The sequence below is a fragment of the Cupriavidus sp. KB_39 genome (genome assembly GCF_052114485.1).
GTDB lineage: Bacteria > Pseudomonadota > Gammaproteobacteria > Burkholderiales > Burkholderiaceae > Cupriavidus.
The window spans coordinates 82,523-103,095 of sequence record NZ_JBFREV010000029.1; the positions used below are offsets into that span (position 1 = coordinate 82,523).

Below are 20,573 nucleotides of genomic sequence, written 5' to 3' on the forward strand. Positions count from 1 at the left end.
AGCATGCCCCTGCAAGACAGCCTGCCGACCTTGTCGGCAGTGGAACTGCGCCGCCTGATCGGCAACAAGGAAATCTCGCCCGTCGCACTGCTCGATGCCTGCATCGCGCGGATCGAGGCCTACAACCCGAAGATCAACGCGATTACGGCCACGGACTTCGAGCGCGCCCGCGAGCAGGCGCGCGAAGCCGAACGCGCCGTGATGCGCGGCGAGCCGCTCGGCCTGCTGCACGGCCTGCCGCTCGGCGTGAAGGATCTGGAGGCCACCGCTGGCCTGCTGACCACCTTCGGCTCGCCGCTGTATCGCGGCAATGTGCCGGCGCAGGACAACGTGCTGGTGGCCCGCCTGCGCGCCGCCGGCGCCATCGTCACGGCGAAGACCAACGTGCCCGAGATGGGCGCCGGCGCCAATTCGCGCAACGTGGTCTGGGGCGCCACCGGCAATCCGTTCAATCCGAATCTCAATGCCGGCGGGTCCTCGGGCGGCTCGGCCGCCGCGCTGGCGGCGGACTTCCTGCCGGTCTGCACCGGCTCGGACACGGGCGGCTCGCTGCGCATTCCGGCCGCCAAGTGCGGCGTGGTGGGCTTCCGGCCTTCGCCGGGGCTGGTGCCGAGTTCGCGCAAGCTGCTGGGCTGGACGCCGATCTCGGTGGTCGGCCCGATGGGCCGCACGGTGGCCGATGCCTGCCTGCAGTTGGCCGCCTCGGCCGGAATGTCGGTGACGGACCCGCTGAGTTACGAGAGCGATCCGCTTGGTTTTCTGGTGCCGGCCAACGTCGACCTGGGCTCGCTGCGCGTGGGCTACACCGAGGACTTCGGCTGCTGCGATGTGGATGACGACATCCGCCAGACCTTCCGCGCCAAGATCGCCGCGATGAAGCACCTGTTCCGCACCTGCGAGCCGGTGGCGTTCGATCTGGGCGATGTACACCGTTGCTTCGACGTGCTGCGCGCCGAGAGCTTCGTGGCCGGCATGCACGACGCCTACACGCGCGATCCGTCGAGCCTGGGGCCGAATACCCGTGCGAATTACGAGATGGGCGCGCGCATGTCGCTGGTGGACAGCGCGTGGGCACAGGCCGAGCAGACGCGCATTTTGCAGCGCTTCCAGGCCGCGTATCGGGACTATGACGTGATCCTGTCGCCGACCACGCCGGTCTCCCCGTTCCCGTGGACGCGCCTCTACGCCGACACCGTGGGCGGCCAGCCGCAGGCCAACTACTACCGCTGGCTGGCGCTGACCTATGTGGTCACGCTGACCACGCATCCGTCGATCGCGCTGCCCTGCGGCACCGACCTCGCCGGCATGCCGTTCGGGCTTCAGGTGACGGGTGGCTTCCGCGCGGACCGGCAGACGCTGGGCGTGGCGCAGGCGATGGAAACCGCCTTCGCCACCTCGCCCGCCCTGCGCCGCCCGGTGCCGGACCTGGCCGCGCTGGCCGCGCCCGAACCGGCGCTGCGCTCCATCGTTACCGATCCGCCGTTGTCCGGCGCGACGGAGCCGGCGCGGGACGTTTCGGCGGTTTGATCGACGATTGACCAGACGATTGGATCGACGCTGCCTCCGCCCGGAGGCAGTCGATCAACTGCTCCGCGCTCGGGGCCTGCCGGCGCTCGCGCAGCCGGATCAGGCCCACGGGCGGCAACGCCACCTCCACGTCCAGCGGCAGCACATGGAAGCGCCCTTCCGCCTCCAGCTGCTGCCCCACCGACCTCGCCACGAACCCTGCCGCGCCGCGCTGGGCGACGAAGGTCGTCACGGCCAGATAGGATGACGATTCCATCACATCGGCAGGCGGCTGCTGGCCGTGCCGGAAAAAGGTCTGTTCGATCTTCACGCGCAGCGACGCCCACGGCGGCGGCAGCACGCAGGGCATGGCCGCGAGGTCGGCCCAGTCCGGCCGGGCCTTGCCGGCGAGCGGATGACCGGCGCCGACGATAGCCACCATCGGCTCGTCATAGAGCGGCTCGGTCACCAGATCCGGCGCCGCGTAGGCGGGCTCCAGCCGCCCCACGATCACATCCAGTTCGCTCAGGCGCAGGCGCGGCAGCAGGTGCGTCAGGTCGCCCTCCTCCACCAGCACCGTGGCGCGCGGGGACTGCGTCTTGAGCCGCGTGACGGCGCGCGCCAGCAGCACCGGCAGCGCAGCGCCCATCGACCCCACCCGCACCCGGCCGGCGGCGCCGCTGGCCACGGACTCGATCTCGTCGCGCGTGACCTCGTACTGCGCCAGCACCGAACGCGCGAAGCGCACCAGCGATTCCCCCGCCGGCGTGGGCTCCGTGCCGCGCGTGGAGCGCGTGAAGAGCGTCATGCCCAGCATCTTCTCCACCTCGGCCAGCACCTTGGACACCGCCGGCTGGCTCACGGCCAGGAACTCGGCGGTACGGCCCAGATGGCGGAATTCGTCCAGCGCCACCAGCAGTTGCAGGTGGCGCAGCTTGATATTGGAGCGCAGCGCGCGGTCGATATGGGCCATCCGGGCAGTCTATCTAACCTTAAGGTTATGAAGCAATGCCATTTCTTGATTGGATTGTTATGACTGACATGCCCACAATGAGGGCATGGCGATGGCAAAGCACCATCGCCCAGAACGCAAACACAAAAGAGACGGAGACAACATGCCACACGGTATCCCCACCGCTTCCCTCATCGCTTCCCCTTCAGAACTGCCGACCAGTCTCGCCCGCCGCCGGCTGTTGCTGGGCGGTGCGGCCAGCGCCGTGGCGGCTGCCACCGGCACCGCCGGGCTGATCCTGCCGAGCGGCGCCCGCGCCGCGGCGGCCTACCCCGAGCGCCCGATCAAGTTCATCTGCCCGTGGCCCGTGGGCGGCACGGCGGACCAGTCGATGCGCGCGCTGTGCCAGGTGGCAGCCGGCCTGCTCGGCCAGTCGGTGGTGGTGGAAAACCAGGCCGGCGCGTCCGGCATGATCGGCACCAAGGCGCTGGCGCGCGCCAACCCGGACGGCTACACCATCGGCCAGATCCCGATCTCCGTCACGCGCTTCTCCCAGCTTGGCATGCTTCAACTGGACCCGCGCACCGAGCTGACCTATCTGGCGCGCACCTCCGGCCAGACCTTCGGCATCGCCGTGCCGGCCAATTCCCGCTTCCACACGCTGCAGGACGTGATTGCCGCCGCCAAGGCGGACCCGGGCAAGCTGACCTATGCGCACGCCGGCATCGGCGGCGCCACGCACGTGGGCATGGAGCAGTTTGCGATGGCGGCCGGCGTCAAGTTCAACGCCATCGCCTACAAGGGCGGCTCGCAGGCGCTGCAGGACGTGCTGGCCGGTCAGGTGGACCTGCTGGCGGACTCCAGCTCGTGGGCACCGCATGTGGAGGCCGGCAAGCTGCGCCTGCTGGCCACCTGGGGCGAGCAGCGCACGCCGCGCTTCGCCAGCACGCCCACGCTCAAGGAGCTGGGCTACAACGTGGTGGTGGAGGCCCCCAACGGCATCGGCGCGCCCAAGGGCCTGCCGCCGGCCATCGAGAAGAAGCTGCGCGAGGCCTTCCGCGCCGCCGTGGCCAGCAACGAGTTCAAGGCCGTGGCCGCCCGCATCGACGCGCCCGTGATGTACCTCGACGGACCGGACTACAAGAAGTACGTGTCCACGGTCTACGACCAGGAAACCCAGTTGATCCAGCGCCTGAAACTGAAGGAAATGCTTCAGCAGAGCTGACCTGAGCTGATCCCAACGCATTTTTGAACGGCAACGTCCATCGTGAATCCGAACCCCGTCATCCGGCTCCATGCCAACGACAACGTGCTGATCGCGCGCAGCGACCTCACGCTGGGCCAGCCCCTGCCCGACCTGGGCGTGCGCGCCCGCGCGCAGGTGCCGGCCGGCCACAAGATTGCCGCGCGCGCCATTGCCCAGGGCGAGGCCGTGCGCAAGTACGACACCGTGATCGGCGTGGCTGACCGCGACATCGCCGCCGGGGAGCACGTGCACAGCCACAACCTGCGGCTGGTGGACTTCTACCGCGACCCCGAGTTCTGCCGCGACGTGCGCCCGGTGCAGTACGTGCCCGAGGCCGAGCGCGCCACCTTCATGGGCTACGTCCGCCCGGATGGCCGGGTYGGCACGCGCAACTTCATCGGCATCCTGTCCTCGGTGAACTGTTCGGCCACGGTGATCAAGCACATTGCCGCGCACTTCACGCCGGAGCGGCTGGCGGCGTATCCGAATGTCGATGGGGTGGCCGCCTTCGCCCAGAGCAGCGGCTGCGGCATGTCCTCCCCCAGCGAGCATTTCGATGTGCTGCGCCGCACGCTGGCCGGCTACGCGCGCCATCCGAACCTGGCTGGCGTGCTGATCGTCGGGCTCGGGTGCGAGCGCAACCAGGTGGCCTCGCTGGTCGACTCGCAGGGGCTGGTGCCGGGCGAGAACCTCCACACGCTGGTGATGCAGGACACCGGCGGCACGCGCGARACCATCGCCGCCGGCATCCGGGCGATCGARGCCATGCTGCCCGCCGCCAATGCCGCCACGCGGCAGCCGGTGCCGGCCAGCCATCTCAAGATCGGGCTGGAATGCGGCGGATCGGACGGCTTCTCGGGCATCACCGCCAACCCGGCGCTCGGCGCGGCCATGGACATCCTGGTGCGCCACGGCGGCACGGCCATCCTCTCCGAGACGCCCGAGATCCACGGCGTGGAATACATGCTCACGCGCCGCGCCGTGACGCCCGAAGTCGGCCAGAAGCTGCTTGACCGCCTCGCCTGGTGGGCGCGCTACACCGCCGGCCACAACGCCCAGTTCAACGGCGTGGTGGGCCACGGCAACCAGCAGGGCGGCCTCGCCAACATCTTYGAGAARTCGCTCGGCTCGGCCATGAAGGGCGGCACCACGCCACTGCAGGCCGTGTACGAGTACGCCGAGCCGATCGATCAGGCCGGCTTCGTCTTCATGGACTCGCCCGGCTACGACCCGGTGGCCGCCACGGGCCAGATCGCCAGCGGCGCCAACCTGATCTGCTTCACCACCGGGCGGGGGTCGATGTTCGGCTCCAAGCCGGCGCCGACGATCAAGCTGGCCTCCAACTCGCCGATGTTCCACCGGCTGGAAGAGGACATGGACATCAACTGCGGCCTCGTGCTCGACGGCGAACTGAGCGTGGCGCAGATGGGCGAGCAGATCTTCGCCCATATCCTGCGCGCCGCCTCCGGCGAAGCCACCAAGAGCGAGCTGCTGGGCCTGGGCGACCATGAATTCGTGCCCTGGCATCTCGGCATCGTCAGCTAACCCTTCATCCACCGTCCCCGCACCCATGCTTGATTCCCTCGCTCAGGCGGACCTGTTGCGTTCGCAGAACCTCGTCGGCCAGGAATGGTCCGATGCCCGCGCCGGCCAGCGGCTGGCCGTGACCAACCCGGCCACCGGCGAGGTCATCGCCAGCGTGCCGGACAGCCACGCCACCGATGCCGCGCTGGCCGCCGACGCCGCCGCGGCCGCTTTCCCCGCCTGGAGCCGCCGCACCGCCCGGGAGCGCGCGCAGATCATCAAGCGCTGGCACGCGCTGATCCTCGCGCATGAGGCAGATCTGGCCCGCATCATCTCCGCCGAGCAGGGCAAGCCGCTGCACGAGAGCACGGGCGAGGTGCGCTACGGGGCGTCTTACGTCGAATGGTTCGCGGAGGAAGCCACGCGCATCTGCGGCGACGTGATTGCCGAGGCCGTGCCGGGCCGCAAGATGCTGGTGATCAAGGAGCCGGTGGGCGTGGTGGCCGCCATCACGCCGTGGAATTTCCCGCTGGCGATGATCGCGCGCAAGATCGCCCCGGCGCTGGCGGCCGGCTGCACCGTGGTGGCCAAGCCGGCCGAGGACACCCCGCTGACCGCGCTGGCGCTGGTCTGGCTGGCCCAGCAGGCCGGGCTGCCGGCGGGCGTGCTCAATATCGTCACGGCCTCGCGCGAGCACACGCCGGCCGTGGTGGATAGCTGGCTGGCCGATCCGCGCGTGCGCAAGATCACCTTCACYGGCTCCACGCCGGTGGGCAAGCATCTGGCCCGCGAGTCGGCCGGCACGCTCAAGAAGCTGTCGCTGGAACTGGGCGGCAACGCGCCGTTCATCGTCTTCGACGATGCTGACCTGGACGCCGCCGTGGATGGCCTGATGGCCGCCAAGTTCCGCAACGGCGGCCAGACCTGCGTGTGCCCGAACCGCGTCTACGTGCAGGACGCCGTGCATGACGACTTCGTCGCACGGCTGGCCGCCCGCGTGCAGGCGCTGCACGTGGGCCCGGCCACCGAGCCGGCCGCGCAGATCGGCCCGATGATCAACGCCCGCGCCGTGGACAAGATCGACCGCCATGTGCAGGATGCCGTCGCCCATGGCGCGCAGGTGGTCACCGGCGGCACGCGCGTGCGCACCGCCGACGGCCCCCACTACTACGCGCCCACCGTGCTCGTGAACGCCACCCCGGCGATGGCGCTGGCCGGCGAGGAAACCTTCGGCCCGGTGGCGCCGGTGTTCCGCTTCCACGACGAGGAYGAGGTRGTCCGCCACGCCAACGACACCCCGTTCGGRCTGGCCGCGTACTTCTATTCGAACGATGTGCGGCGCATCTGGCGCGTGGCGCAGGCGCTGGAAACAGGCATCGTCGGCATCAACGAGGGCGCGCTGGCGTCCGAGGCAGCACCGTTCGGCGGCGTGAAGGAATCCGGCTACGGGCGCGAGGGATCTCGCCACGGCCTGGACGACTACATGCATACTAAGTACCTCTGCCAGGGCCAGCTGCTCTGACGCCCCTGCCCTGAACCCATAAAAGAGGAGATTCCCGATGCCCGCCCACAACCCCTTCAAGGCCGCCCTGGCCGCGCGCCAGGCCCAGATCGGCCTGTGGATGTCCGCCGCCACGCCCTACCTGGCGGAAATCACCGCCACGGCCGGTTTCGACTGGCTGCTGATCGACGGCGAGCACGCGCCCAACGACGTGCGCACCATCCTCCAGACCTTGCAGACGCTGGCGCCCTACCGCTCCCAGCCCGTGGTGCGCGCCGTGGCCGGCGAGACCGCGCTGATCAAGCAGCTGCTGGATGTGGGCGCCCGGACCCTGCTGGTGCCGATGGTCGATACCGCCGAGCAGGCGGCGGCGCTGGTGCGCGCCACGCGCTATCCGCCCTTCGGCGTGCGCGGCGTGGGCAGCGCGGTGGCACGGGTGTCGCAGTGGAGCGCCCGTACGGACTACCTCGACATCGCCGATGACGAAGTCTGCCTGCTGGTGCAGGCCGAGACTGTGGCYGCCATGCAGAATCTGGAGGCGATCTGCGCCGTCGATGGCGTGGACGGCGTGTTTATCGGCCCGGCCGACCTGGCGGCGTCCATGGGCCATCGCGGCAAGCCCGGCCACGCCGAGGTGCAGGCGCAGATCGAAGCCGCCATGCGCACCATCATCGCCAGCGGCAAGGCTGCTGGCACGCTGACGTCCGACCCCGCGCTCGCGCGCCGCTACCTGAAACTGGGCTGCACCTTCGTCGCCACCGGCGTGGACGTGCTGGTCTATGCCAACGCCGCCCGCAAGCTCGCCGCCGAGTTCCTGCCCGACACGGCCACCGCCGCCGCCACGCGCCCCGGCGCCGCCTACTGATTGCCTGATTGCTGATTGCCAGAATTCCAAGCGATGACCGCCCTGCCCTCTCCCGAAACCATCCTCGCCGCGATGCAAGACATCGTCGGCGCCTCCGGCTGCCTGACTGACGCGGCCGACACCGAGTCGTACGTCACCGACTATCGCCGCCTGTATCGCGGCAAGTCGCCCGTGGTGGTGCTGCCGTCCACGACCGAGCAGGTCAGCGCGGTCATGGCGTGGTGCTACGCCCACGAGGTGCCCGTGGTGCCGCAGGGCGGCAACACCTCGCTGATGGGCGGCGCCGTGCCGGACGACAGCGGCACCGCCGTGGTCATCAACCTGCGCCGCATGAACCGCGTGCTGGCCATCGACACGATCAACGACACCATGACCGTGCAGGCCGGCGTGACGCTGGCCGGCGCCCGCGCCGCCGCCGAGGACAGCCAGCGGCTGTTCCCGCTGCGCATCGGCTCGGAGGGCTCCTGCCAGATCGGCGGCAACCTCTCCACCAACGCCGGCGGCACGGCCGTGCTGCGCTACGGCAATATGCGCGATCTCGTGCTGGGCATGGAAGTGGTGCTGCCGGACGGGCGCGTGTTCTCGTCGCTGCGCGGGCTGCGCAAGGACAACACCGGCTACGACCTCAAGCACCTGTTCGTCGGCGCCGAGGGCACGCTGGGCATTATCACGGCCGCCGTGCTGAAGCTGATGCCGCAGCCGCGCGCGTCGGCGGTGGCCTTTATCGCCGTGGAAAGCCCGGACGCCGCCGTGAAGCTGCTCGGCGAAGCGCGCCAGATCGCCGGCCCGGCCGTGACCGCGTTCGAACTGATCTCCGCACCGGCGCTGGAGCTGGTGCTCGAGTACCTGGGCGACACCGCCTCGCCGCTGGCGGAGCGGCACGACTGGATGGTGCTGATCGAGCTGACCTCGGGCGCCGACGAGGCCGCGCTGAACGCCACGCTGATGCAGATCCTGGAAAGCGGCCTGGAGCGCGGCTGGGTCAAGGACGCCGCCGTGGCGGCGAGCGGGGCCGACGCGCAGACCTTCTGGCGCATCCGCGAGGAAATCTCGGACGCCCAGACGCGCACCGGCGGCAGCATCAAGTGCGACGTCTCGGTGCCGCTGTCGCGCATCGCCGAATTCATCGGCAACGCCTCCGCCCGCGTGCTGGCGCTGGAACCGGCCACGCGCATGGTCATCTACGGTCACATGGGCGACGGCAACGTCCACTTCAACCCGCTCCGCCCCAAGGACCGCAGCGCCGCCGACTTCCTCGGCCAGTGGTACAAGCCCGTCTCGGACCTCGTGGACGGCCTGGCCCACGCCGAAAACGGCTCGATCTCGGCCGAACATGGCATCGGCGTGGCCAAGCGCGACGACCTGCGGCAATACAAGTCCCAGGTCGAACTCGAACTGATGTGGCAGGTGAAACGGGCGCTGGACCCGAAGAATTTGCTGAATCCGGGGCGGGTGCTGCCGGGGCTGGACAGCCCCAAATAAGGAAGGCGGGGAGCCACCCCGCCTTTTTTGCGTTACCGAAGGGCGCCCAGGCGCCCTTTTTTCCGGCTTGGACCGACCTGGGCCGGCTTGCCTTAGCGCGGCTTCTTCGTGTCCTTCATGTCCTGCTTGGCGTCGCCGTACGCGGCCTGGGTGCGGCCAGCCACTTGCTGCGCCTTGCCCTTCATTTCCGTCGTGGTCTTGCCGGTCATCTTGCCGGCGACTTCCTTGGCCTTGCCCTTGGCCTCTTCCACACGGCCCTTCACTTGATCCTTGTTCATGGTGAGGTCTCCATCGGTCAGGTTGAGACAGTCCGCGCCCGGATTCCGGTATCCCGGGGGCACGGCGCTAATGGACAGTGTAGGAAGGCTGGCGCCCGGCGGGTGTAGGACTTCTTCCCAATGGGCTGTCGGCGCGGAACCCGCCTAGACGTCGTCGCTGGCGGCGGGCTGCGTGGACGGATCCGCGTCGATCCARACCTTGGTAGACGCCCCCACGCGCGTGAGCCGCATCTGGTAGGCGTAGCGCTCCGGGTGATACAGGCCCACCAGGAACTGCACGGCCCGGCCGTTGCGGTCGCTGGCCACGCGGGACACGCGCAGCAGCGGCACGCCCGGCGCGATGCGCAGGATGCGGGCCACGTCCAGSTCCGCCGCCGCCGCGCCCAGCGTCTGCTCGGCGGAGACCACCTCCACGCCGTGTTGCTCCAGCGCCACGAGCATCGGKGTGTCCTGGAGGGTATGGCGATCGATGGCCACGGCGAGGTCGGCGGGCAGGAAGACCTCGGTATAGGCGATGGGATGGGTCTTGAACTTGCGCACCCGCACCACCTTGAGCACCGGCGCGCCGGGCGGCAGGCCCAGCGCCGCGCTGACCCGGGCGGGGGCGGCCATCTGGCGCCATTCGAGCACGGAAACCCGCGTGCGCAGGCTCATGCTGACGATGTTGTCGAGCAGGCCGCCGCCGTGCGACGTGCCCAGCGCGGCGCCGGGCGGGGCCTCGTGGCGCGCGGACGGCACGGTCGGCACCGTGCCCTTGCCGCGCAGCCGGGCCACCAGCCCCTCCTCCTGCAGCCGCGCCAGCGCAGACCGCACCGTCACGCGCGCCACGCCGAATTCCTCGGCCARCWGACGTTCGCCGGGCATGGGCAGCCCGCTCTCGTAGAAGCCGGCGCGGAGGCGGTCACGCAGGATCAGGCGAACCTGCTGGAACCGGGGCAGCGTGATGTCGACATCGGGCAACATGGCAGGTGGCTTAACAATGTGGCGTAACGAACATCTCGCCACGGTACGCGCGCCGCGCCCCCTCCGCAACCTCGGCAACCTCCCCCTTATTCGTAGCGCTTGCCCAKCGCCAGCATCTCGGGCGTGCCGATCACCTCGTTCAGCTCGGCAAACGTCAGCATCCTGGGCAGGTACGGCGTGGTGGTGCCGTGGGCGGCCAGGCTGCCGAGGTAGTCGCGCAGCGCGAAGCTGAGCGCCCGCGCCGTGCCGCCGGGGAAAATCACGATGCGGAAGCCGATTTCCTCGAGTTCCGCCGCCGGCAGGACCGGCGTCTTGCCGCCTTCGACCATATTGGCCAGCAGCGGCGCGCGGTGGCCGAGCCGGGCGATGGCCGTGCCCATGTCCTCGCGGCTGCGCAGGGCCTCCACGAACAGCACGTCGGCGCCGGCATCGGCGAACATCTCCGCCCGGGCCAGCGCGGGCTCCAGGCCCTCTACCGCCACGGCGTCCGTGCGGGCGACGATCAGCGTGTTGGCGTCACGGCGGGCGTCRCAGGCGGCGCGGATCTTGCCGGCCATTTCCTGGGCCGAAATCAGCGTCTTGCCGTCCAGGTGGCCGCAGCGCTTGGGCGCCGCCTGGTCCTCGAACTGGATCGCCGAGGCGCCGGCGCGCTCCAGCACCCGCACGGTCTGCATCACGTTGAGCGCGTTGCCGAAGCCCGTGTCGGCATCGACGATCAGCGGCAGGTCCACCCGTTCGCGGATATTGCGCGTGACCGACGCCACGTCGTCCAGCGACAGGAAGCCGATGTCCGGCCGCCCGAAGCGCGTGTAGGCGATGCTGGCGCCGGACAGGTAGGCGGCCTGGAAGCCGGCCTGCTCCACCAGCAGCGCCGAGAAGGCGTCGTACACGCCCGGTGCGGTGACGATACCCGGCGCCTGCAGCCGTTCCTTGAGATTCATGGTGTTGCCTCCGTGAGGGACTGTCCGATTTGTCGTGCCGCGAGTTTACGCGCGAGATGTGGCACCAGGCCACCATCGCGAATCATGGCGATCAGGTGTGGCGGAATCGATTCGCAGGCGAGCACCGCGCCGGTCTCGGCCACATGCACCCGCGCGGCGTCGATATCGGCATGCACGCGCTGGCCTGGCTGCACCACGCCCGCCKCCGGGCAGATCAGCAGCGGCAGGCCGAGGTTGAAGCCATTGCGATAGAACAGGCCGGCGAACGCGGGCGCCACGACGGCGGCCACGCCCAGGTGGCGCAGCACCTCGACAGCCTGCTCGCGCGAGGATCCGGCACCGAAGTTCCGTCCGCCGATCACCACGTCGCCGGGTTGCACCGCCTGCGCGAAGGTGGGATCGAGCGCTTCCAGGCAGTGTTTGGCGATCTCGCCGATGCCGTATTTCATATAGGCGCCGGGCGCCAGCAGGTCGGTGTTGACGTCATCGCCGAAGACCCAGGCGCGGCCGAAGACGGGTTTCTGGGGGGCGTTCATGCCATGACCTCGCGGGGATCGGTGATGCGGCCGGCGATGGCCGAGGCTGCCACCGTGTAGGGCGAAGCCAGATAGACCTGCGACGAGGCCGCGCCCATCCGCCCCTTGAAATTACGGGCGGTGGTGCTGATGGCCACGGAATCCTCACCGAAACGGTGGGCGCCGTAGCCGGCGCAGGCGCCACAGGCATTGGGCAGCAATTCGGCCCCGGCGGCCTCCAGCGCGCCGAGCGTGCCATCGGCGGCGGCCCGGGCCTGATCGGCCGCGCTGGCCGGCGCCACCAGCAGGCGCACGCCCTTGGCCACRCGCTGGCCGCGCAGCACGTGGGCCGCCATCCGCAAATCYTCGAGCTTGGCGCCGGTGCAGGCGCCGATATAGGCGATATCGACCGAGACATCGGCGAACACGCCGGCGTCATCGGCMCCGGCCGGGCTGTGCGGGCGGGARACCTGCGGGGCCAGCGCGGCGGCGTCGAAACGGTGCTCGGCCAGGCACGRCGCGTCCGCGTCGGACTGCCASGCGGCCAGGTCGATCTGGTCAGCATCGGCCACGCCCACGCGGGCGAGCCAGTCCCGCGTAACGGCATCCGGCGCGATCAGGCCGACCTGCGCGCCCAGTTCGACGGTCATATTGGACAGCGTCATGCGCTCCTGCATCGGCAGCGCGCGYACCGCCTCGCCCGTGTAYTCSACGGCCTGATACTGGCCGCCATCCATGCCGAGCTGCGTGCACATGCGCAGCATCATGTCCTTGGCCGAAACGCCCGGCTGGAGCCGGCCATGCCAATGCAGGCGGATGGTCTCCGGCACGCGCACCCAGATCTCGCCCGTGACCAGCACGCCCAGCATCTCCGTGGCGCCGATGCCRAACATGTACGCGCCGAACGCGCCGGCGGTGCACGAATGGCTGTCGCCGCCCACCGCGAACATGCCGGGGCGCAGGTAGCCCTTCTCGGGCAGCACCACGTGGCAGATGCCTTCCATGTCGTGGAAGCGCGCCACGCCGGCGGACTTCACCCAGTCCCGCGCGAGCTGGACGATGGCCCGGCTGTCCGCGTCATGGGCGGGCACGTAGTGGTCGGTCACCACCACGACCTTGTCCGGGTCCCAGACCTTGGCACCGAGCTTCTCAAGCATCGGCTTCACGCGCCGGGGGCCGCCCGAGTCATGCATCATCGCCAGATCCACGCCACACGTGACGATCTCGCCCGGGGACACATGCTGGCGCCCCGTGGCGCGTGCCAGCAGCTTCTGCGCTAACGTCTGCGGCGCGATCTGCGGCGAATTTTCGGTCATTCCCACTTATTCCACCTTCGTGCCAGACGCCTGAATCACCTTGGCCCAGTGCTGGATATCGTTGCGGACAAACTGTCCAAACTGCTGCGGCGTCATGCTCACCGCCGTGGCCGCCTCGGTCTCCATGCGCTGCCGGTAGGCCGGGTCTTCCACGGCCACGCGCACGGCGCGATAGAGCTGGTCGACCGTGGCCGGCGGCAGCTTGGCCGGGCCGAACAGGCCAAACCACGCGCTCGACTCGAAGCCCTTCACCGTAGCGGCGATGGCCGGCACGCCGGGGAACTGCGGCAGCGGGTCCTTGCTGCTGACGCCGAGGATCTTGATCGCGCCGCTGCGCGCGTGCGGCAGCACGTTCACGGTGCTCGCGAACATCAGGTCCACCGTGCCGCCGAGCAGGTCGGTCAGCGCGGGATTGGTGCCCTTGTAGGGGATGTTGAGGATGTCCGTGCCGGTCTGGAGCTTGAACTGCTCGCTGGCCAGATGCAGCGACGAGCCCTGCGCGCCGATGGCGAAACTCAGCTTGCCGGGGTTGCGCTTGGCATAGTCGATCAGGCCGGCCGTGGTGTCGAACGGCGCGTTCTTGCGCGCCACCAGCACGCTGGGCACCCGCGCCACCATGGTGATGGGTGTGAAGTCACGCACGGCATCGAACGGCAGGTTCTTGTAGAGCGAGGCGTTGATCGTGTGGCCGGTGAAGCTCATCAGCAGCGTGCTGCCGTCCGGCGTGCTGCGCGCCACGTACTGCGCCGCGATATTGCCGCCCGCGCCGGGCCGGTTGTCCACCACCACGGTGCGATGGAGCGAGTCCCCCATCGAGCGGGCGATCAGCCGGGCCAGCGCGTCGGTGGTGCCGCCCGCCGGGCTGCCCACGACGATGGTGATGGGCTTGTCCTGCGCCATGGCCAGCGGGGACGCGGTCATCGCCACGGTGGCCACTGCGGCCACGGCGCAATGGCCGAGGAATCGGSCGAGGAATTGTCGTCGATTGGGGTGCACGTCCTGTCTCCGGTGGGTATCGGTGTTATGGAGACTGACTCTAGGGGAGCGGCCGGGGCGGTTCAATGGGACCAGCTGGTCCTATCGGCAGGACCGGCTGTTCCGCTCGAAGTTCCGGGCGGGGTGGCACGCAATCTGCACATGGCGGAGACCTGGCCCGAATGGGCTCACTCACCTGGGAGATTCCATGCTTCATGGCGACGTGCAGGACAAGCMCCAGAAAATGCACCGTTTGCGCGSCAAGCCGCGYCGGGTCTGGACCCATCCGCTGATCCTCGGCGGCATCGCGCTGATGCTGGCGGCCTACATCGCCACGTACTGGTAGGGCCGGGTAAGCCTTACAACGTTGGGTAACGGCTACCGCTCATTGGGCCGCGCACCGCGGGCATTGGCGAGCGGGTCGAGGGTCCAGTAGCGCTCCGGCACGCTGATATCGGCCAGTTGCTGGGCATTGAACAGCCGCAACTGGCTCTCGTAGGCTTCCACGGCCTGCGACTTGCGGWGCTGCTGCKGGGACACCGGCAGGTGCACGGGCGCGGCAACCAGGCCCTCCTGCCACCATCCCGCCAGGCGGCTCTGCACCGCGCCGGGCATGCAGCGGTGGATCGCGTCTTCATAGAACAACCACKGCTGGGGGGCGGGGATCAGCGTCTCGGCGTCGCCGGCGGCCAGCGCCGACTGGTCTACCGCTACGGCCTCGCGCAGCAGCATGCAGGCGGCGTTCACGAGGACGTGGTCGGGGTGATACACGCCCATCGGCGCGACGATGGTGGCGCGCTGCTGCAAGGACAGCAGGCGGCCAAGGCGCACGGCGATGTCCACCGCGCTGCGCCGCTCGCCGTACTGGCCATCGAGAAAGTCCAGCCAGACCGGCTCGGCACCCAGTCSCCGCAAGGCACGCCCATCCTCCTGCCGCCGCGCTCGCACGGCCTGGGCGCCGCTGGTGAACCCGGCGGCAAGGTCCCATTCCGGCGCATCAAGTGTTGCAGCAGGCTCGCCGGCAAAGACGGTCACGACCAGTGCCGCTGGGCACGCGGCGATCAGGTTGCCGCAACTGAACACGGCATCGTCCAGGTGCGGCGAAATCACGATGATCGAGGCAGGAATGTCCATGGTGTCAGGGCTACGCGCTGTCCGTTCTCGGCTGCGGCGGCCCAGTCCGCATCTCCATCCACGCGTACAGCGCGGAGGCGAAGACCATCGGGATCAGGTAATACAGCGCGCGGTAGACGATCAGCGCCGCCAGCAGCGTGTGCTGGGGCACCTGATTGCCCAGCAGCAGCACGAACACCGTCTCCAGCACGCCGAGGCCGGCGGGAATATGCGCCAGCGCGCCCGCCACGCTGCCAATCAGCAGCACGCTCAGCACTGCCGCCAGGTTGACCTCCTTCGGCAGCAACAGGTTGATGATGGCGGCGAGCGTGATCCAGTTGGTGATCGACAGCGCGCTTTGCAGCAGGGCGAAGCGCAGGCTGGGCAGGCTGAACACGTGCCCGCGAATCTTGATGCGGCGCCGCGTAGCCTTCGCGCAGGCCAGCCAGTACGCCAGCCCGGCGAGGAACATCAGCACGCCCAGGCCACGCAGCGCCAGTTCGCTGATGCCCCAGGCGGGCGGCAGCCCCGGCGGATACAGGCTGAAGACGAYGCCGGCGATCAGCATGTAGCCAGTCCAGTTCGTGACGATGGCGATGGTGTAGACGCCAGCGACCTGCGAGCCGCTGACCTCGGCCTTCGAATAGAGCCGCAGCCGCACCCCGAGACCGCCCACCACGGCGCCGATATTGAGGTTGAAGATGTAGGCGATGAACGCGGTCAGCATCACGCGCACCGTCGACAGGTGGTGACGCGTGTAGTGGCGGCCGAGCAGGTCGAACGAGGCGTGGAGCAGGAAGCTCACGCACGCCAGCCCGGCGGCTGGCAGCAGCGTGCGGGCATCGTAGCCCTTCAGCGACTGCCACACCTTGGTCCAGTCAATGCCGCCCAGCGCGCGGAAGATCAGCACCGCCACCAGCACGACGAAGGCCACGCCGGCCACCCGTTTGACGGCTTTCCAGGGAATGCGCCGGCGCGCCTTGGCGATCATCGTCATGGGCAATCCTGTTCGCGCGGGGGCGTGGGCACGCCGGCTTGCCAGCCGGACGGGGGCGCGTCCAGCGTCGGCGTCAGCAGCTTGGGCGTATGCGCCGGCAGCCACCCCGCCCAGGCCGGGAAGCGCCGCAGCGCGTGAAAGACCAGCGCCGTGGCCAGCCCTTGCCAGCGCGGGCGGATACCGTCCGGCGTGGCCGGCACTTCCTGGCAGCTGCTTTCCATGCGCGTGCGCAGGTTCTGCTTCAGCGCGGCGGCAAAGTCCGCGTCGCGGATGATGAGGTTGGCTTCGAGGTTCAGGAACAGGCTCAGCGGATCGAGATTGCTCGATCCGACCGTCGCCCAGTCGTCATCGACCACGGCGACCTTGCCGTGCAAGGGCCGCTCGCAGTACTCGAAAATGCGCACGCCAGCCTCGCGCAGGTGGGCGTACAGCATGTCCACGGTGCGCTTGACCCACATCATGTCCGGGTTGCCCTGGACGATCAGCTGCACGTCCACGCCGCGCCGGGCGGCATCGCAGATCGCCTGGAGCAAACGGTAACCGGGCAGGAAATAGGCGTTGGCGATGATCAGCTCGCGCTCCGCACCACGGATGGCCAGCAGGTATTGGCGCTCGATGTCGCGGCGGTGSCGGTCGTTGTCACGCGTGACGAGGAGCGCGGYGCCGGGGCCAGCGGGCGCGCCAGCCTYGCTCACCCGGCGTACCGGACGCCGGGGCGGCGCCTTCGGGCCGGGTGAGCTGGCGTGGATGGCGTCCAGCAGGAACTCGTGGATTTCGCGCGCGGCGGGGCCTTGCACCTCGACCGCATAGTCCTGCTTGGCCAGCGGGCCGGAATCGATCAGGTGCTGGACCGAGACGTTGATGCCGCCGACAAAGGCCACGCTGGCATCCACGGCGACCAGCTTGCGGTGCAGGCGCCGGAACAGGTTGGTACGCATGCCAACCAACCTCCGGCGGGGCGAGAACAGATGGACGACCACGCCGGCCTCCACCAGTCCGCCCAGGAATGCGGGCGACAGATCGGCCGAGCCGAAGCCGTCGACCGTCAGCGCCACGCTGATGCCCCGGCGCGCCGCCGCGATCAGCGCGTCGCGCAGCGGCTGGCCGACCTCGTCATCGAACAAGATGAAGGTCTCCAGCAGCACGCTTTGCTGCGCGCCTTCGATGGCCGCCAGTACCCTCGGGAAGTATTCTTCCCCGTTTTCGAGTAGGCGGAACTGATTTCCGGTTGTCCATGTCGGGCCCATCTCAGGCACCAAGCACGAACGGTGCCTGCGGGCGACGGGCCGCGCCGGGCCTTGCGGAACAAGGCGCTGGCACGGGAAAGTGGCAAGAACGTTGCAGCGATTACCGGGTGGGGCTACCTGTGGCTGCAATTGAGCGCTGGAGCGGACGTCACTTTTCGAGATCGACGTGCAGGTAGGCTAGAAGGCGTTCGGGCGCGGGCGGAGGGTTGTCGATACGGCGTCCCAGAGGGCCAGCGCCTGCGCCTCGGTGAAAGCGGCTGGCGTTGACGGATCTTCACGCGAGGCAGGTCCACGATTGCGCATCGTCAGCGCGAAGTAAGGCGTGTCCGGGCTGCCGTCCGTCGCGCCGATCTCCAGCCGGAACAGATGTTCCTGCTCCCCTGCCGTGCCCGYCGGCCTGCCGATCAGCCATTCCTCGCCCAGTTCCATSGGCAGCCTGACGACGCCCTTCCGCAGGGTGCGCCAGCCGTCCGGTGCACCCGTGGCCGCATCGAACCCGTCTCGCTCAAGCAGCGACGGGGCTTCATGCAGGCTGGAATGCGTGAGGATGTGGAACGAGACGCCGGGGTAGGACGGCAGATCGAAGCGCACATCGACATACTCGTACGGCCTGGATTTGCCCAGCAGATAGCCGCCGGGAATGCAGAGCGCGGGCTTCGTCGGAACACTGCCGGCGGGGAGACCTCGAAAGCTGTCCAGCATGTTCAGCACTTCAAAGCGGCGCTGGGGAACGTTGTTCTTGACCGTCACGTTGCCAACGAGCGGGTTGGCGGACTGGTCCGGGTCGGTGAAATCCCAGGCCTCGCGCTGGATCTGGATGCGGACGCCGTTCTCCCAGCGATAGCCTTCCAGCGTCCGCCTGGCCGGATCGGCGTCTACCGCGCCTCGGTGCATGAAGTAGCCTGGCTGCCCGTCTGGCGACGTCGTGTTCGCGTACAGGAAGGGATCGGCATCGACGCTCTTCACGGCCTTGAGTTCGGCGCCGCGCTTGGCGATCTCTGCCTGAAAGGCGTCGATGGCCATGGCTTGCGTGGAGATCATGATGCCGCGAATCTTCGTCGTGCCGCGCGTCGTCATGCCCGGCGGCATCTCCAGCAGGTAGCGTCCGACGCAATGGGGAATGAGCTTGTGGGTCAGCGCATCCACGGCCTGTTGTTCCGGCATGGACATCGTGGGGGCCTTGCCACAGGCCCCGAGCGCCAGGGTGGCGCAGAGTGTGAGGGCTGCTGCGGCGCGCGCTTTCACATGCACTCCACCGTCAGAAGGCATTCGGTCGGGGCCGCAGGGTTCGGGAGATGGCGTCCCAGACCGCGAGGGCCTCGGCGTCGGTCAGCGATGCACGTTCGAGCGGACGATCGTCCGGGAGCGGGTTCGCCGTCTCCATATCGAGCCGTACGAAAGGTGCCAACACATCGTCCGCGAGGGCGTTCCCTTCCAGGGTGAAGAGATGCCCATGCACTTCCGTGGTGGGTCTTGGGCCTGCCAACAGCCATTCCTCGGCGTCAACGCCGGTCAAAGCGACCTTCCCTTTACGCACCGTTCGTCCGCCCTTGATCTGCGACAACGCCTCCTCAATCTGCCGATGCCGCTGCAATAGCGAACCTACTGCAGCGAGACCTGAATCCGTCACAAGTGTGAAGTCGACATCCTCGTGGCTTGCAAGAGTGAAAATCCCAGTCACGCGCTCACCTTCTCGCGCCTTGCCCAGAATCAGGCCGTACGGCAGGCACAATCCCGGCTCCGTTGGAATCTCGTTCTCGGCGCGGCCGCGAAAGTTCGTAAGCAGTTCAAAGACATGGTTGGCCTTTCGCGGCACACTGTTCTTGATTTCCATACGCTGCACGATTGGGTTATCCGCCAGATCGGGACTGGTGAAATCGGACGCGTCCAGCGTGACCTTGACGCGAACCCCATTCTCCCAACGATAGCCTTCCAGAATCCGGTTGGCGATGTGGCTGCTTTCCGAACCGCGGTGCATGAAGTAGCGGGAATGCTCGTCCCACGCGGGCACATTGAGATAGAGAAATGGGTGAGCGTCAATGCTCTTCACCGCCTTGAGTTCCGCTTCCCGCGCGGAGATTTCCTTGTTGAATGCATCTAGGGACATGATCTTCGTCTCGAGCCGCGCGTCTTCCACGGTGGCGGAGCCTGTGACGATCGTGTCTGCGGGCAAATCGATAAGATGGCGTCCCACACAACGCGGGATTAGGTTGGTAGTCAGGGCATTCACCGTCTGTTGTTCCTGAGGCGTCAATGGAGGGGTCTTCCCACAAGCCGGTAGCGCAAGCGATGCGCCCAGGATCGCGCTGATCACCACATATCGTTTCATCATCGCGGCGCGCTCAGAAGGCATTCGGCCGGGGCCGCAGGGTTCGGGAGATGGCGTCCCAGACCGCGAGGGCCTCGGCGTCGGTCAGCGATGCGCGTCCGAGCGGACGATCGTCCGGGAGCGGGTTCGCTGTCTCCATGTCGAGCCGTATGAAAGGCCCCTGTGCATCAGCCGTGAGCGCATTCGCTTCCAGCGCAAAGAGATGTCCGTCCACTTCCGTGGTGGGTCTTGGGCCTGCCAACAGCCATTCCTCGGCGTCGACGCCGGTCAATGCGACCTTTCCTTTACGAACCGTTCGCCCGCCCTCGACCTGCGACAACGCCTGCTCGATCTGACGATGCCTCTGCAGAAGCGAGTCCCTTTCAACGACACTTGAGTCCGTCAGAATGGTGAAACCGAGATCCTCATGGCTTGCAAGACGGAACCTCGACTTTGTGCGTTCCTCCTCGCGCGCCTTGCCGCGGATGTATCCGCGAGGGAGACATAATCCAGGCTCCGTTGGAATCTCGTCATCGGCCCGGCCGCGAAAATTCGTGAGCAGTTCAAAGACATGGTTGGCCTTTGGCCGGACGTCGTTCTTGACTTCCATACGCTGCACGATCGGGTCATCCGCCTGATCGGGGCTGGTAAAATCGGACGCCTCCAGCAGCACCTTGACACGAACCCCATTCTCCCAACGATAGCCCTCCAGAATCCGGTTTGCGATGTGGCTGCGTTCCGAACCCCGGTGCATAAAATAGCGGGAGTGCTCATCCCACGCGGGCAGATTGAGATAGAGAAATGGATGCGCATCCATGCTCTTCACCGCCTTGAGTTCCGCTTC

Annotated in this window: 19 protein-coding genes; 6 read left to right on the forward strand and 13 right to left on the reverse strand. The window is 68.2% G+C overall.

Annotation, left to right across the window (positions count from 1 at the left end; genetic code table 11):
* Nucleotides 1-3: 3 nt before the first annotated feature.
* Nucleotides 4-1,527 (forward strand): amidase, encoded by a 1,524-nt coding sequence (locus tag AB4Z27_RS20565; protein WP_092301490.1) that lies wholly within the window; start codon nt 4-6, stop codon nt 1,525-1,527.
* Here the strand turns inward: AB4Z27_RS20565 and AB4Z27_RS20570 are convergent.
* A complete protein-coding gene (locus AB4Z27_RS20570) occupies nt 1,469-2,479 on the reverse strand; it encodes a LysR substrate-binding domain-containing protein (RefSeq protein WP_441592534.1) in 1,011 nt (336 codons plus the stop codon). The two genes, AB4Z27_RS20565 and AB4Z27_RS20570, sit on opposite strands and share 59 nt — an antisense overlap.
* A gap of 142 nt (nt 2,480-2,621) precedes the next feature.
* On the opposite strand from AB4Z27_RS20570, the gene AB4Z27_RS20575 reads away from it, so the two are divergent.
* The 5 genes from AB4Z27_RS20575 to AB4Z27_RS20595 are packed head-to-tail and all read left to right on the forward strand — an operon-like array spanning nt 2,622 to nt 9,076.
* Nucleotides 2,622-3,683: a tripartite tricarboxylate transporter substrate binding protein gene (locus AB4Z27_RS20575; RefSeq protein ID WP_441592533.1), complete on the forward strand. Its 1,062-nt coding sequence runs from the start codon at nt 2,622-2,624 to the stop codon at nt 3,681-3,683.
* Nucleotides 3,684-3,725: 42 nt separating this feature from the next.
* Nucleotides 3,726-5,249: a UxaA family hydrolase gene (locus tag AB4Z27_RS20580; RefSeq protein WP_441592532.1), complete on the forward strand. Its 1,524-nt coding sequence runs from the start codon at nt 3,726-3,728 to the stop codon at nt 5,247-5,249.
* A 25-nt stretch (nt 5,250-5,274) separates the two neighbouring features.
* Nucleotides 5,275-6,750, forward strand: a complete 1,476-nt coding sequence (locus tag AB4Z27_RS20585; protein ID WP_441645126.1) for an NAD-dependent succinate-semialdehyde dehydrogenase — start codon at nt 5,275-5,277, stop codon at nt 6,748-6,750.
* Nucleotides 6,751-6,787: 37 nt separating this feature from the next.
* A complete protein-coding gene (hpaI, locus tag AB4Z27_RS20590) occupies nt 6,788-7,594 on the forward strand; it encodes a 4-hydroxy-2-oxoheptanedioate aldolase (RefSeq protein WP_441645127.1) in 807 nt (268 codons plus the stop codon).
* Between the two features lie 33 nt (nt 7,595-7,627).
* Nucleotides 7,628-9,076, forward strand: a complete 1,449-nt coding sequence (locus tag AB4Z27_RS20595) for an FAD-binding oxidoreductase (protein ID WP_441645128.1) — start codon at nt 7,628-7,630, stop codon at nt 9,074-9,076.
* A 92-nt stretch (nt 9,077-9,168) separates the two neighbouring features.
* On the opposite strand, the gene AB4Z27_RS20600 is transcribed toward AB4Z27_RS20595, so the two are convergent.
* From AB4Z27_RS20600 to AB4Z27_RS20655, 12 genes are all read right to left on the reverse strand, one after another.
* Nucleotides 9,169-9,354 carry a CsbD family protein gene (locus tag AB4Z27_RS20600; RefSeq protein WP_092301512.1) on the reverse strand — a complete coding sequence of 62 codons (186 nt, stop codon included), beginning with the start codon at nt 9,352-9,354 and terminating at the stop codon, nt 9,169-9,171.
* 144 nt (nt 9,355-9,498) lie between these two features.
* Complete coding sequence (locus tag AB4Z27_RS20605; RefSeq protein WP_441645129.1) at nt 9,499-10,317, reverse strand: GntR family transcriptional regulator; 819 nt, start codon at nt 10,315-10,317, stop codon at nt 9,499-9,501.
* A gap of 86 nt (nt 10,318-10,403) precedes the next feature.
* The gene (locus AB4Z27_RS20610; protein WP_441645130.1) at nt 10,404-11,258 is read right to left on the reverse strand and encodes an isocitrate lyase/PEP mutase family protein; all 855 of its coding nucleotides are present in this window, start codon (nt 11,256-11,258) and stop codon (nt 10,404-10,406) included.
* Nucleotides 11,255-11,794: a LeuD/DmdB family oxidoreductase small subunit gene (locus tag AB4Z27_RS20615; protein ID WP_441645131.1), complete on the reverse strand. Its 540-nt coding sequence runs from the start codon at nt 11,792-11,794 to the stop codon at nt 11,255-11,257. The genes AB4Z27_RS20610 and AB4Z27_RS20615 overlap by 4 nt, the downstream gene beginning before the upstream one ends.
* Nucleotides 11,791-13,089, reverse strand: a complete 1,299-nt coding sequence (locus tag AB4Z27_RS20620; protein ID WP_441645132.1) for a 3-isopropylmalate dehydratase large subunit — start codon at nt 13,087-13,089, stop codon at nt 11,791-11,793. The genes AB4Z27_RS20615 and AB4Z27_RS20620 overlap by 4 nt, the downstream gene beginning before the upstream one ends.
* A 6-nt stretch (nt 13,090-13,095) precedes the next feature.
* Entirely contained in the window at nt 13,096-14,010 is a 915-nt protein-coding gene (locus AB4Z27_RS20625; protein WP_092301578.1) for a tripartite tricarboxylate transporter substrate binding protein, read from the reverse strand.
* Nucleotides 14,011-14,442: 432 nt separating this feature from the next.
* A complete protein-coding gene (locus AB4Z27_RS20630) occupies nt 14,443-15,198 on the reverse strand; it encodes a PIG-L deacetylase family protein (protein ID WP_441645133.1) in 756 nt (251 codons plus the stop codon).
* A 10-nt stretch (nt 15,199-15,208) separates the two neighbouring features.
* A complete protein-coding gene (locus AB4Z27_RS20635) occupies nt 15,209-16,174 on the reverse strand; it encodes a lysylphosphatidylglycerol synthase domain-containing protein (RefSeq protein ID WP_441645134.1) in 966 nt (321 codons plus the stop codon).
* Entirely contained in the window at nt 16,171-17,421 is a 1,251-nt protein-coding gene (gene clsB / locus AB4Z27_RS20640; protein ID WP_441645135.1) for a cardiolipin synthase ClsB, read from the reverse strand. Before clsB ends, AB4Z27_RS20635 begins: the two co-directional genes overlap by 4 nt.
* A gap of 177 nt (nt 17,422-17,598) precedes the next feature.
* Nucleotides 17,599-18,666, reverse strand: coding sequence for a T6SS immunity protein Tli4 family protein (locus AB4Z27_RS20645; protein ID WP_441645136.1), 1,068 nt, complete (start codon nt 18,664-18,666; stop codon nt 17,599-17,601).
* A 13-nt stretch (nt 18,667-18,679) separates the two neighbouring features.
* Nucleotides 18,680-19,774: a T6SS immunity protein Tli4 family protein gene (locus tag AB4Z27_RS20650; protein ID WP_441645137.1), complete on the reverse strand. Its 1,095-nt coding sequence runs from the start codon at nt 19,772-19,774 to the stop codon at nt 18,680-18,682.
* The coding region (locus AB4Z27_RS20655) for a T6SS immunity protein Tli4 family protein (RefSeq protein WP_441645138.1) at nt 19,764-20,573 on the reverse strand (810 nt) is incomplete at its 5' end. The genes AB4Z27_RS20650 and AB4Z27_RS20655, both read right to left, overlap by 11 nt.

What these genes read in the sequence shown, in the direction of transcription:
- AB4Z27_RS20565 (WP_092301490.1), top strand. Translation starts at nt 4, where the DNA reads ATGCCCCTGCAAGACAGCCTGCCGACCTTGTCGGCAGTGGAACTGCGC.
- AB4Z27_RS20570 (WP_441592534.1), bottom strand. Translation starts at nt 2,479, where the DNA reads ATGGCCCATATCGACCGCGCGCTGCGCTCCAATATCAAGCTGCGCCAC.
- AB4Z27_RS20575 (WP_441592533.1), top strand. Translation starts at nt 2,622, where the DNA reads ATGCCACACGGTATCCCCACCGCTTCCCTCATCGCTTCCCCTTCAGAA.
- AB4Z27_RS20595 (WP_441645128.1), top strand. Translation starts at nt 7,628, where the DNA reads ATGACCGCCCTGCCCTCTCCCGAAACCATCCTCGCCGCGATGCAAGAC.
- AB4Z27_RS20600 (WP_092301512.1), bottom strand. Translation starts at nt 9,354, where the DNA reads ATGAACAAGGATCAAGTGAAGGGCCGTGTGGAAGAGGCCAAGGGCAAG.
- AB4Z27_RS20625 (WP_092301578.1), bottom strand. Translation starts at nt 14,010, where the DNA reads ATGACCGCGTCCCCGCTGGCCATGGCGCAGGACAAGCCCATCACCATC.
- AB4Z27_RS20650 (WP_441645137.1), bottom strand. Translation starts at nt 19,774, where the DNA reads ATGCCTTCTGAGCGCGCCGCGATGATGAAACGATATGTGGTGATCAGC.